Origin of the sequence: Flagellimonas allohymeniacidonis (assembly GCF_004296335.1) — a bacterium.
Classification (GTDB): Bacteria; Bacteroidota; Bacteroidia; order Flavobacteriales; family Flavobacteriaceae; genus Flagellimonas; species Flagellimonas allohymeniacidonis.
The window spans coordinates 348004-360858 of sequence record NZ_SGIU01000001.1; the positions used below are offsets into that span (position 1 = coordinate 348004).

At 40.5% G+C, this 12855-nt stretch carries 9 protein-coding genes; 4 read left to right on the forward strand and 5 right to left on the reverse strand.

Annotated elements, in window-relative coordinates; all coding sequences use genetic code 11:
* The first annotated feature begins 243 nt into the window (after positions 1 to 243).
* Positions 244 to 1401, forward strand: coding sequence for a glycoside hydrolase family 130 protein (locus EW142_RS01485; protein ID WP_130608649.1), 1158 nt, complete (start codon positions 244 to 246; stop codon positions 1399 to 1401).
* Between the two features lie 31 nt (positions 1402 to 1432).
* Here EW142_RS01485 and EW142_RS01490 read toward each other — a convergent pair whose 3' ends face one another.
* On the reverse strand, positions 1433 to 1831 hold the full coding sequence (locus EW142_RS01490) for a winged helix-turn-helix transcriptional regulator (protein WP_130608652.1): 399 nt from the start codon (positions 1829 to 1831) through the stop codon (positions 1433 to 1435).
* Between the two features lie 88 nt (positions 1832 to 1919).
* Here EW142_RS01490 and EW142_RS01495 point away from each other — a divergent pair, with 88 nt between their 5' ends.
* Positions 1920 to 2636 carry an SDR family oxidoreductase gene (locus tag EW142_RS01495; protein WP_130608655.1) on the forward strand — a complete coding sequence of 239 codons (717 nt, stop codon included), beginning with the start codon at positions 1920 to 1922 and terminating at the stop codon, positions 2634 to 2636.
* Positions 2637 to 2659: 23 nt separating this feature from the next.
* Here the strand turns inward: EW142_RS01495 and EW142_RS01500 are convergent, their stop codons facing one another.
* The 4 genes from EW142_RS01500 to EW142_RS01515 all read right to left on the reverse strand — a co-directional run bounded on the left by EW142_RS01500 (position 2660) and on the right by EW142_RS01515 (position 7854).
* Entirely contained in the window at positions 2660 to 3916 is a 1257-nt protein-coding gene (locus tag EW142_RS01500) for a serine hydrolase domain-containing protein (RefSeq protein WP_130608658.1), read from the reverse strand.
* A 24-nt stretch (positions 3917 to 3940) separates the two neighbouring features.
* Entirely contained in the window at positions 3941 to 4699 is a 759-nt protein-coding gene (locus EW142_RS01505; RefSeq protein WP_130608661.1) for a DUF6090 family protein, read from the reverse strand.
* 125 nt (positions 4700 to 4824) lie between these two features.
* Complete coding sequence (locus tag EW142_RS01510; RefSeq protein WP_130608664.1) at positions 4825 to 7257, reverse strand: ABC transporter permease; 2433 nt, start codon at positions 7255 to 7257, stop codon at positions 4825 to 4827.
* A gap of 183 nt (positions 7258 to 7440) precedes the next feature.
* Complete coding sequence (locus EW142_RS01515; protein ID WP_130608667.1) at positions 7441 to 7854, reverse strand: hypothetical protein; 414 nt, start codon at positions 7852 to 7854, stop codon at positions 7441 to 7443.
* Between the two features lie 207 nt (positions 7855 to 8061).
* Between EW142_RS01515 and EW142_RS01520 the strand changes: the two genes are divergently transcribed.
* Entirely contained in the window at positions 8062 to 9582 is a 1521-nt protein-coding gene (locus tag EW142_RS01520) for a helix-turn-helix domain-containing protein (protein WP_130608670.1), read from the forward strand.
* Positions 9583 to 9824: 242 nt separating this feature from the next.
* Entirely contained in the window at positions 9825 to 12842 is a 3018-nt protein-coding gene (locus EW142_RS01525) for a SusC/RagA family TonB-linked outer membrane protein (protein ID WP_130608673.1), read from the forward strand.
* Positions 12843 to 12855 lie beyond the last annotated feature (13 nt).

Below are 12855 nucleotides of genomic sequence, written 5' to 3' on the forward strand. Positions count from 1 at the left end.
GTAATTGAGCATGAAATAGGATTTTCTTCTTTTTATCCCCCGAAAAATAAGGTCGATGGAAATGTCCCTCTGTACCCACAAAATCACCAAGTCCTTTTGCTTATTACCATCAATGGGCTTTGTACATCTTGCCTAGTCCCAAGTACATTTTCTCTATATTTATACTGGCTGCCCGTGAGACCTGCCCTATGCCGTCATGTTCAACCCATTGTCTGCAATCGAAACAATTGAATATAAAACGAAATGAAACCATTAATACCGCTATGTATTGTGTTCCTCTTTTTCGGTTGTGAACCCAAAAAACCTATTAAAGAGTTTCAGTATAACAATGCTGCAAATTGGGCCTTCCCGTATTTTGAAAAAGTAGATAGCATCAATCCCATTTTAAGCCCTTCCCCTGAATTGGGATTTCTAGAGCCTATAACAACCGATACTGTGAAATGGGAAGAAAGGAATGTCCTTAATCCAACGGCTGTCGTAAAAAACGACCAGGTTTATCTATTGTACAGAGCGCAGGATTCAAGTGGAACTTCACGAATCGGAATGGCCACTAGCACCGACGGTCTTCACTTCCAGAAAATGCCTTTCCCCATATTTTATCCGGATAATGATTCTATGAAAATTTATGAGTGGAATTATAAAAAGAGTTTACCCCAACAACCAAACTCAGAAGATTGTTATTTCTGCTATTTTGATGGTGTTGAAGACCCTAGAATTATACAAAGTGAAACAGGGGATTATATAATGACTTACACCTCCTATGACGGAAAAACAGCGCGATTAAGTATTGCCACATCAAAAGATTTGTTTTCGTGGGTCAAACATGGCTTGGTATTGAAGGACGAGAAGTATAAGGATACTTGGTCCAAAGCCGGAGCAATAGTAAGTGAACTACAAGGAAACCAAATAATCGCAAAAAGAATCAATGGGAGGTATTGGATGTACTTTGGCGATACAAATATCTTCTTGGCATCATCTGAAGACCTTATCAATTGGGAAGTGGCAGAAAATTCGGAGACTGGTAAACGGATTTCTGTGCTACATCCAAGAATGGGTTACTTTGACAGTCGATTAGTAGAACCTGGGCCTTATGCTTTGATAAGGGATGAGGGTATTCTATTGATTTATAATGGCAGCAACGCTGAAAACTACAATGATTCAAGTTTACCAAAATTTACATATTCTGCAGGTCAGGCACTATTCGATAAAAATTTGCCTTATAAACTAATAGATAGGACAGAAAACAGCTTTATCCGTCCGGACAAAGACTATGAGAGAGTAGGTGAGGTTAATGAAGTCTGTTTTGTGGAAGGGCTAGTTTATTTTAGAGAAAAGTGGTTTTTATACTATGGAACGGCTGATTCTAAAATTGCTGTTGCCATCTATACCGATTCAAGGTAGTAAGAAAAACATCAAACAGCATAAAAAACCACTACCTGTGTTTAGTTCTTGGCTCCTCTTTGAAAGGTCCAACAGAGTATTTAGCTGCAATGTCGTTCTCTTTGCCCCAGTCATAAATCTTCCGTAAAATAGGAAGGAACGATAAACCTAGTTTTGAAAGCTTATATTCAGTTCTTGGAGGGATTTCCTTAAAATCGGTCTTGTATACCCACCCTTCCTCAACTAAGGATTTTAACTGTTGGGTCAGCATCTTTTGTGAAATGTTTGGGATGGCTCTAAAGAGCATATTATATCTCATGGGACTGTCTCTAAGTTGCCAGATTATCACTAGTTTCCACCGCCCACCAATGGCCAGCCATGTAGATGTTATTGGACAATCTTCCAATATTGATTTTTCATTGATGGAATTTGAAGAGTTGGACTTTCTCATTATTGAAAACGAACAAAATTGTATGTATACCCTGATTTGTTAGTAAAGATACCCGATAATACATTTGCTGAAACAAAAATTACGGACTATGAATTTGAAAGAAAAGCAAATCTTGGTTGTAGGCGGCACTTCAGGAATTGGCAAAGCAGTGGCGGAGCTAGCATTTGGCTACGGGGCAAAAGTTGTACTTACCGGACGCAATGGTGAAAACGCGTTTAAAGTAGCCAAAACAATTGGCCCATCCGTTGAAGGGGCTCAGTTGGATATAGTCAACGACTTGGAGATAGAGGCATTTTTTAAAGGCATAGACAGCTTGGACCACATTTATATCGCTGCTGGATCTACCAAATTGGGTCCTGTAACCGAGGGCGAGTTGGAAGAAAATATGAAAGCCTTTGATACAAGAATCTTGGGAAGTCTCAGAGTGGTCCGCGCCGCCATTGAAAAAATGAAAGATTCAGGCTCTATAATTTTCACCGGAGGAGTCTCTACCGATAGACCCATAAAGGGTGCTTGGGTCTCAGGCTTGGCAACTTCGACTGCAGAGCAAATGGCCAGGGTCTTGGTGATGGAGTTCCCACATGTTAGGTTCAATGCCGTGGCTCCAGGATACACAGATACACCAATGTGGGACCACATTTTGGGCGAGGACAAGGAAAAAGTTTTGAAAAATGTAGCCGCCTCCCTTCCTGTAAAAAAAATCGCATCCTCCGAGGAGGTTGCATCTGCTGTAATCTTTTTAATGTCCAACGCGTCTGTTACGGGAGAAATCATCCATGTGGATGGAGGCGGGAGGTTGGTTTAGATTTTAATGCCTTAATTGAGCTTTCAACGTTCGGTTTGTTGGCCCATTCTTTTTTCGTACACCCCTAATTTATCCCAAATGTTATAGAACTCATCGGCACCTTCTCTATCAAGATCTGTGTTCACAAAAAGTAATTTTCCAATTTTGGTTTTGGGATCAAAGAACATAAAGGTTGATACTCCGGGATCCCCTCCCATATGGCCTATCTGCCCGATAGGGGTGTGCCCAATAAAGAGTCCGCTGTTATACTCATCATCAAACGGTCTATCCGTGTCCCGTTCCTCTTCAAAATTGCTTTCTGAAAGAAACTCGCTAAAGAAAAGTCTATAACTCTTTTCGGATAGTAATTTACCGTTACCTGAACCCCCCCTAATAATTTCGGAAAGATATTTTGCTTTGTCGGTAACCGAAGTTATCAGTCCGCCATCTGGGTACGTAATCAATTTATAGTCCGGTATTTGTTTACCATCGACGGTAAAAAGTTGCGTTAGTAATGTAGTGTCCAGCTCGGCAGTATTCCAGCCAGAAGAAGTCATTTCCAAAGGTGCCAAAATGTGTTTTTTTGTAAACTCGGCATATGAAGTTCCTGTGACAATTTCTATTATGTAGGCCGCTAGTGTGGCACCAACATTGGTATATTCATAGAGCTGACCAGGCTTGTTTTCCAAAAAGTTTGTACGCTGGTACCACTCACCCTTGGATGATAAAAAGTTTTTTAGAAACAAACCCATATCCATGTCCGATCCGGGTGCATTGAAGGCTTCGGCGCTAGGTATCGATTTGATTCTTAAAGTATCTTCCGTATTCTTAAGAATGTATGACTTCTGTCCATACAAATCACCATCTTGAATGGAAGAGGTGTGGGTCGCGAGGTGCTTAATGGTTATGGTATCTTCGGGATGAAAGGGATTGAATATCTCGAATGGCAAATAGTTGTTCACCGGATCTTCCAGGCTTAGTTTGTCCATTTCCTGAGCTTTCAACAAGGAAATACCAATAAGTGTCTTTGAAACGGAAGCAATGTTCTGAAGTGTTTTTATGGTGTATGCACGTTCCGGGTCAACATTTGAGTGGCCAAATCCCTTGGCATATAGGGTTGTATCTTCATTGACAATGGCCACACCAAATCCCTTAATGGATCCTTGCTTTTGGATTTCAGCCAACTCATAGGACAATGAGTCCTTTAAAATCTCAAAGCTTGGTGCATTTTGAATATTTGCTTCCCTCTTGCAGGAAAAAAATGCAATGCATATTAAAGTGATCAGTAAGGTTCTCTTCATGAATATTGTGTCTTTTAGCTTTTTTTATTTTTTTAGCTCCGATTGACAAATTGCAATTATTTCATCAATATAGGCCCGTAGTTTTTCTTGATAGCCAACTCTAAGGGTTTCGAGCCATGTCTTTGAAATCAGGAAGCCCAGATAGGCATCATTTCCCATAAGTTTTTTTATGGGCGCATCAAGGTCTTTACTATTTACTATCACTCCAAGTTCCTTACGTTGAATGTCGTGAATAAGGGCTGGAGCAACATCAGCGGATATCTTGTTCATCTCGACTAAATAGCTCATAGATTCTTCATGGTCCTCAAACCCTAAATTGATATCTGCGGCGAATTGGGAGAGAATCCTTTTTAGGTTATCATTTTCCAGAATTTCAATTTTACCGGAACTTACCATGGCATCGTAGGTGCCCGTCACAAATCCAGCCTTCCACCACGACTTGGCTCCGGAAGCAACCCAGAATCTAATGGAATCCGTATTCATGGTTTTTTGGTCCGATTGCATTGCACCAATTAGGGACCTGCTCATTTTAATCATATCCTTTTCCCGACTGATGGCTTCATCAATTCTATTTTTGTTCTCCTCAAAGTCCTCGATTAGTGCAACGAGCAATTCTTCTTCTTCGATATTCCGCTTTCTTGCCTCGCTCCAATTGTTGATTTGTAGTGCAATCAAAATTCCAATAACTACAAGTACTATTTCACCTATCGCATAAAGCAAATACTTACTGAATCTATTTTCTTTCAATAATGTCTGTCGAATTTTCCTAAAAACTTTTGACATAGGGAACATGTTTGATTTAAGCGGAACCTAGTAGGCTTTTTCGTTATTCCCTAAAGATAACTGATTGCGGAATTTTTAGGAGCGGAATTTTTTCGGATACTGAATAAGATATCCATTTAGAAGGTCTATTCCGTCCTTAAGCAATTTACAGGGTTAGCCATTGCAGCGCGTATAGTCTGGAGACTAAGAGTTAACAGGGCGATCAACATACTGCTAAGTCCAGTTATCGCAAAGATCCACCAACTTAGGTCTACTCTAAAGGCAAAGTCCTGTAACCATCCCTCCATGGCCCACCATGCAATGGGCACTGCTATCCCAAATGAGATGAGCACCAGCTTTAAAAAATCCTTGGAAAGCATTGTCACAATTCTTGAAACCGAGGACCCCAGTACCTTTCGTATCCCAATTTCCTTGGTGCGCTGCTCAGCTATGTAAGTCGCCAGTCCAAATAATCCAAGACACGCAATAAGAATGGCTAGGAAGGCAAAGGTCAATGCTACCTTTCCGACACGTCGTTCCTGATGGTACATGGTGTCAAAGGATTCGTCTAAAAATGAATAGTTGAACGGCATCTCAGGTGCCACATCTTTGTATTTATCTTTAATTGAAGCAATCATTCCCGCTATGTCCGATGTTTGTAGTCGATAGGCGGTCCTCCAGCTATTATTACCCAGTCTTAGTGACACAGGGCCTATATTTTGGCGCAATGATGAGAAATTGAAGTTTTTAACTATACCAATAACTGTATAGACCAATGGATTGTTGTCCCTATCGGCCGTGTATAATTTCTTGCCAATGGGTCTATCAAAACCCGCTAGTTTGGCAGCGGATTCATTAATGATTATTGCAGTGGAATCTGTGCCAAACTGAGAGGAGAAGTTTCTGCCCTCAATTATTTCCATGCCAAGGGTAGAAATATAATCATAGTCGATTCTCCAATTTTGCATATTGAATCCGTTTGATTCGGTCATGACGGCTTCTGTTGAAAACGAGGAGTCGGATCTTGATGAATTCGAAACGGGAAGATACCCAGCAAATGAGGTTGATTTGATACCGTTTTGTTGCTCTATTTCCTTCCTTAAGGTTACACGCGATGGATTAGGAATCCCTGAATTATCCACAATCAAGACCTGATCTTTATCAAACCCTACTTGGGTGGTCTGTATGTAATTCAATTGTTTATATATGACTAGGGTCGCTATTATTAACGCTATTGAAGTTGTAAACTGAAACCCCACCAAAAAGTTTCTTAGATTGTTTTTTTTATGTCCAGATGTCATTTTTCCTTTTAAAACCGTCAATGGACGAAAAGCGGAGAGAAAAAAGGCAGGATATATTCCAGCCAGTGTTCCGACCACAAAAGGCAACATCAGCAATGGAATAAGGCTAAATGGATGCAATAACATAGAAATGCTCATTTCCTTTCCTGCAAGCGTATTGAACCAACCCAACGACAGCCAAACCATTATCAAAGCGAAAAACAAGGCTAGGAATGTAATCGATATCGATTCCACCAAGAATCCATAAATAAGGGATTTTCTTTTTGTCCCCAAGACCTTTCTTATACCAACTTCCTTTGCTCTGCCGGAAGAACGTGCAGTGGTCAGGTTGATAAAATTTATACAGGCGATTAGAAGAATAAACAGTGCCACTGCAGAAAAAATGTAGACATATTGGATATTGCCATTAACCCCCATTTCCACTCCTCTTGAGGAATACAAATGGATATCGGTCAAGGGTATTAACGAGTATTCAAGTCTATTGCCTCCTTTTTCGAACTCTTCCATACTATCTATTTGCATGTATTCTGATGCCTGAGGAAGAATATATGTTTGGATGATCTGTTCAAAATTTTGATTGAAAACCTTATAATTTGTTCCAGGCCTCATCAAAACATAGGTATGAAAGTTATGGCTAAGAAAATTTCCGAATGGATAATCCACATTGTGCATAGAGAAGAAGAAATCGAAATTGAAATGGGAATTCTTCGGAATATCCTCAATGACCGCCGTTATCTTATAAGGTATGTCCTGATCGTCATCGGTTTCCAAGACTTGGCCAATTGCATCGTTTGCTCCTCCGAAATATCGCTCCGCAGTTGATTGGGTGACGACCACAGTATTAGGTTCGTTCAATGCAGTTTTGAGGTTCCCAATAATGGCAGGGAGCGTAAATACACTGAACAATGTAGAATCAACATGAGTGACTCTTTCTTCTTTGATGAACTCATTACCCTTTTTAATCAATTTGGAACCGCTTGAATTATAAAAACGCACATACTCCTCCACTTCTGGATAGTCGTTTTTTAAGGTTTGTCCCATCGGGTCTGCGCTTACTGCCATATTAAGGTCAGTACCCCCAAATCGAAGGTCTGAATTTACTCTGTAAATCCTATCGGCTTTCTCATTATACTGGTCATAGCTTAATTCGTCGGCAACGTACATTGCTATCGCAATAAAACAGGCTAAACCAATTGAAAGCCCAATGATATTGATTACTGTAAAGCCCTTGTTTTTAAGAAGGTTTCGCCGGGCTAGTCTTATGTAGTTTTTAAGCATGGTCTTGGTCTCTGCATTTGATTGTTCTTGGACTTGGAAAACAACTTTAGGTACCTCAAATGTTTTTAACCTAGGCTTGTTCCTACAGAAAAGATATCCTTTTTGGCATTTTGTTACAGTCCCACAAAACAATCCTTTGGGACCGTGGGTTGCTGTTCATTATATGCAAGGGGATCCTTCTAGCTATTCAACGGGAATCTCGTAAGTAAGGAATTGGCTTTCGCCGTTGGAATCTCTGCCGGTGAAGAAATGAAAAACATGGAGTTGGTCGTAAAACACCTCAAACTCGAAAGTAGCTGTACGTTCTTCAATGTCTAGAGTACAGGCTTCTTCAGGAAAACGACTGGCTATGGGGATAACCTGTCGTTCGGTCTGCCCTGTACCTATTATATCAAAGGTTTCGAAGAAGGTGCAGGCATCTGGGTTGAGATAGGTTACTTCAATGGAATACACCTCCCCAACAGTAAACGCGTCGGGAAAGTTTGCCTCAGTGACCTCCAAGAGCACAAACTGAAAGCCCGTGGAACCATCATCGTCCCCGCAGCCCATCAAACCGAGCAGGCCAATCATTAGAATAAGGAGGGTCGTTCTTTTCATACGGCTCTTTATAATGGGATGCATGTCCTTGGCGAAGGTTGCTTATCAGACTTTTTAGAGAAATAAATAGTGGTTTTGAACCTAGCTTTGAGCTTACCGGATAAGATTTTTAGGCAATTTTAGGGCTGTTTCATAATATCCTATCGGGAGTTATATATTATTTATATTGGATTTTATATTTCAGCCATAATTTGGGGATAATTGCCGATGGAAGGTAGGAAACTAAGTTTTATAAGCTTTACACTAATATTCTGGATAGGGTTACATGGCATTTCCCAATCTGGGAGCGATACCCTTTTGCTTGATCTTAGCGGAAATAACAGTTTTGAAATTGGGGAAGGGAATTATACCAAGGGTCGCTTCGAGCTCGCAATAGCCTATTATAAACAAGCGCACCTGCTTCAATATCCCGATAGCGTTGTTCTCTTTGAAAAAATATCCAAATGTTATGGGATCTTGGGTCAAAAGGAACAAGCAACAGAATATCTACGAAAATATATCAAAAGCAATTTCGATGTCTCTATCCTTGAAAGCTCCGAATTTGAAACCATACGGGATTCGAAGAACTTCAAATCTATCGAGAAAAGCTATAGGCCCAATTTGAGTGTTTTCGCTTTGGTCTATTTCAATATAGGATTGATTGGTTTTTTTCTTTTCCTACTGCTTAATGTCAGAAAAACCAAGGACATTCTTGCTCAAAGGCTTATTAGTTTCTATGTGCTCTTACATAGTATATTCATTGTGCAAATATGTATGTACATTACCAACTACCGATTTAGTTTCCCTCATATTCTTTTTGCTTCTGCCTCTTTTTCCTTTCTGTACGGACCATTGGTCTATTTCTACTTCAAAAGGGTTACAAGGGGACACCGGTTTAAATGGATAGATGGTCTGCATTTGTTGCCCTGTCTGCTTTATATCCTTAAAAATTCCCATCTGTATCTCTCAAGTGGACAGCAAAAACTGATGTTCATGCTGAATTTCAAGGGTGTGAAAATCCTAGATTGGGTGATTTTGGCCAAAATAATCTCCCTGATTTTATATGGCCTCTTTGTTTACCTTTTGTTTCGAGAAAACAAAGACAGCCAAAAGGAGGCACAGGCAGGAAGGGAAAACATTAAATGGCAAAAGTTCTTCATGACCTTTTATATTCTCTACATAATAGGATATGTATTTTACATCATTAGTGTGACTCTTGGCAGTATTTCCCCATTGGTACCAATTCATACATGGATTTCTTTTATGTCCTTATCCGTATTATTGGTGGGATATTTTGGTTATGCGCAACCAAAAGTTTTTGCAGGGACCATAACGGTCAAAGATGCCATTCTTTTTAAGTATAGTAAATCGGGTCTTACCGAATCCTTTTCAAAAGAACTTAAACAGCAACTTGAGATTTTAATGACCAAGGAAAAAGTATACCGTGAACATAATCTGGACCTTGAAGCATTATCGAATAAATTGGGTACCAACAGACATAATACATCACAAGTCATCAACGAGCATTTTGGCATGAATTATTTTGATTTCATTAACCACTACAGAATTGAAGAGGCAAAGCAAATGCTATTGGAATATTCCAGTTCGGGTTGGAAGTGGGAAATTTTGGATATACTCTACCATGTTGGTTTCAACAATAGGATGACATTCAACAAGGCATTTAAAAAGTATACCTCCTCAACCCCCTCGGCTTTTAGAAAAACCAGCCAATTGAAACCTCTTGGGTAATCTGCGATTTTCGCCACCGATATAATCTATTATCGGACGTTATCAGACCTGTATCGAAATCCACTTCTTTTATTTCGCAATTGTAAAGGTAGGGCGGTGAGAGGCCTTACTTCCTACAGAACAGTATCCATTTGGTTTTGTTCTCATTTAGATGAAGTGTTTTTGAATTAGCTATCTGCGCACCTTCCGCCCTCCTTTCTCAGTTGCACAAATTCTTAATTACTAACAAAACTCAAAACTCTATGAAACTAAGAAGACTTTTCGGGTCAATGGTTCTGTTGCTGTTGTGCGTCATTACCGTAAGGGCCCAAGAGAAAACAATCACCGGTACGGTCACCGATCAAAATGGACTACCTCTCCCTGGGGTAAATATTGTGGTGGTGGGTACAAATACCGGTACTCAAACCGACTTCGACGGTAATTATTCTATTAAAGCCAGTGTTGGCCAATTCCTTTTATATAGCTATATCGGCCAAAGGGACGAAAGAAGGACTGTAGGAAGTAATAGTATCATCGATGTCGATATGAGCGAAGACGCCGAGGCCCTTGATGAGGTCGTGGTGGTAGGATATGGCGGTCAGGAAGAACGCAAGATTATACAGAACGTGGGCATTGTTAAAGAAGAAGCGATTGAAAACCTCCAAGTAGTCTCCGCGGATCAACTTTTACAAGGTCAAACAGCGGGCACCCAGATTGTCAATGCCTCTGGAGTGCTTGGATCAGCCGCAGTTATACGTATTCGAGGTGTAAATTCAATTAATTCGGGCAGCCAACCCTTAATTGTTATTGATGGGGTGCCCATTACCGATAATATAAATACATTCAACTCAGGAGGTAATACTGGGATAAACCCTTTGTCTTATGTAAACCCAAATGATATTGCCACCTTAACCATACTGAAGGATGCCGGAGCTACTTCAATATATGGTGCGCGTGGAGCTAATGGGGTTATTCTAATAACTACAAAAAAGGGAAAAAGGAACTCTCGAACGACAGTTACGTTCGACATGAACACCCAGTTTTCTGAATCAACCGACGCACCTGACATCCTTACAGCGGATGAATTTAGAAGCTTTAAAGCAGAGGTTGCCTCTATTCAACAAGGTACGACCGTGACACCAGAAAGTTTGGGCCTAGGATCAATTGGCTCTGGCGGAACAGATTGGCTGGGAGGTGTTCAAAGAACTGGAATTTCCCAGAATTATAATCTAGGTGTGAGAGGAGGTTCTGAAAAAACATCGTTCTTTTTTGGATTGGATTATCAAGATTTGGAAGGGTTCGTAATCGGTAACAATTTGGAAAGAGCTGGTGCAAGGCTCAATCTGGACACCAATGTGAATGATTGGTTGAAAGTAGGAATGAACCTTGGAGTTACCAATACGCGATTGAATAGGATTTCCGTTGAAAACTCCATAAATGCGCCATTCACGACTGCGTTTCTTCAAAGCCCCATAGTTTCAGCCTTTGACGATGAGGGAAATTTTGCTCAATCGGGGTCGTTTATCCCCAATATATTTGCGAGAGTTGCTCTAGATACAAGGGAACTCAAAACATTCCGTGTTATCGGAAATGTTTTTACCGAAGTTAGTTTTTTACCCGGATTTACATGGCGTTCTGAATTCGGTATCGATAGATTGGAGTCGGATGAATTCATAAGAAATGCTGAGTTCAATACTCCTGGCGGTAGCGCTTCTTCCTTAAAGGCCACCGATGAAAGATGGCTTACCAATCAGATATTGACTTACAGCGACCAATACGGTGATAGTCATAACTTAACCGTTCTTTTAGGTCTGAACTATGAGGAATCCCTTCAAGCCAGGCTTAATATCCAAGGAACAGGTTTTCTAAGTGATGACCTTCGGAACTTGGGATCTTCCTCTACTCCTACAATTAATGAGGGCTTTAGAAATCCTACCAGGTACTATGGTCTTTTTTCAAGAGTCACCTATGATTATCAGGGGAAATATCTCGTGGAAGGTTCGGTAAGAAGGGATGGCTCATCGCGTTTTGGGGCAAACAATCGATTTGGATATTTCTGGTCGGGGGCTGTGGGATGGACGCTTTCAGAAGAACCCTTTGTAAAGAATTTGGATTTCTTCGATTTTTTATCCCTGAGAGCCAGTTTGGGTACGGTTGGAAATGACCGACTTGGTACTTTTCCCTCCTTGGGTCTCTTCAGTGCGGGTGCAATAGCCGATTATAACGGTGAATCCGGAGTGATACCTGCTCAGCCGGAAAATCCTGATATCAAATGGGAAGAAAGTGAGACTTTGGATATTGGTCTTAAATCTACATTTCTAAATGGTAGAATTAGTTTCAACACGTCCTATTTCAAAAAAAAGACCAGCGATTTATTGTTGAATCAAGTACTCCCACCATTAACTGGTTTTTCTGCCATCAGTAGGAATATTGGGGTCATGGAAAATACAGGTTGGGAATTCGAGCTTAATACCATAAATGTGCGCACCACGGACTTTCAATGGAACACCTCAATAAACCTTACCACCATAGATAATAAGGTATTGCAACTCAATGAGGATGCCGCAACGGATGCGCAAGGAAGAAGAATTATTGACGGAGCAATCCAACGTGCTATCGAAGGTGAGTCATTGAACAATTTCTTCCTAATTCGCTACCAAGGTGTAAATCCACAGACCGGAGATGCCGAATGGCTGGATATTAATGGAAATCCAACAACAAATCCTGGGACAGGAGATAGGGTGGTAACAGGTAGTCCGTTACCAGATTTCTCTGGAGGTATGACAAACACATTTAAATACAAGAATTTTGACTTGTCTGTGTTGATGAACTATTCATACGGGAATGATGTTGTAATTGATGGGCTCCGATTCGCTGATGGAAATGATGCTCTCGGAGGAATTGTCAATATCAGAAGACAGAACCTAAATTTCTGGAGACAACCGGGCGACCAAGCTTTTCTTCCTAGCCCTACAAGTAGCACATTTAACCTTTTCAATCAGCGATCAACAGTACAACAGCTAGATGCTTCTTATTTAAGAGTGAAAAATGTAACTCTTGGATACAACATGCCGAAAGCCATACTGGACAAATTGGGCAACACCCTTACCGGTTTACGATTTTATGCTACCGCTATTAATCTATTCACCTTAAAGGCTGATGAAATGGATGGAATAGATCCTGAGGTTACCGATGATATCGATCCATTGTTCCAAGGAGAATCGTTTTTTACAGCACCACAGGCGAAATCCTACCTCATTGGTGCCAGACTTCAATTTTAACAAAAAAAATAAG

Coding starts and splice junctions, on each gene's coding strand:
- EW142_RS01485 (WP_130608649.1), top strand. CDS start 244: ATGAAACCATTAATACCGCTATGTATTGTGTTCCTCTTTTTCGGTTGT.
- EW142_RS01490 (WP_130608652.1), bottom strand. CDS start 1,831: ATGAGAAAGTCCAACTCTTCAAATTCCATCAATGAAAAATCAATATTG.
- EW142_RS01495 (WP_130608655.1), top strand. CDS start 1,920: ATGAATTTGAAAGAAAAGCAAATCTTGGTTGTAGGCGGCACTTCAGGA.
- EW142_RS01500 (WP_130608658.1), bottom strand. CDS start 3,916: ATGAAGAGAACCTTACTGATCACTTTAATATGCATTGCATTTTTTTCC.
- EW142_RS01505 (WP_130608661.1), bottom strand. CDS start 4,699: ATGTCAAAAGTTTTTAGGAAAATTCGACAGACATTATTGAAAGAAAAT.
- EW142_RS01510 (WP_130608664.1), bottom strand. CDS start 7,257: ATGCTTAAAAACTACATAAGACTAGCCCGGCGAAACCTTCTTAAAAAC.
- EW142_RS01515 (WP_130608667.1), bottom strand. CDS start 7,854: ATGAAAAGAACGACCCTCCTTATTCTAATGATTGGCCTGCTCGGTTTG.
- EW142_RS01520 (WP_130608670.1), top strand. CDS start 8,062: ATGGAAGGTAGGAAACTAAGTTTTATAAGCTTTACACTAATATTCTGG.
- EW142_RS01525 (WP_130608673.1), top strand. CDS start 9,825: ATGAAACTAAGAAGACTTTTCGGGTCAATGGTTCTGTTGCTGTTGTGC.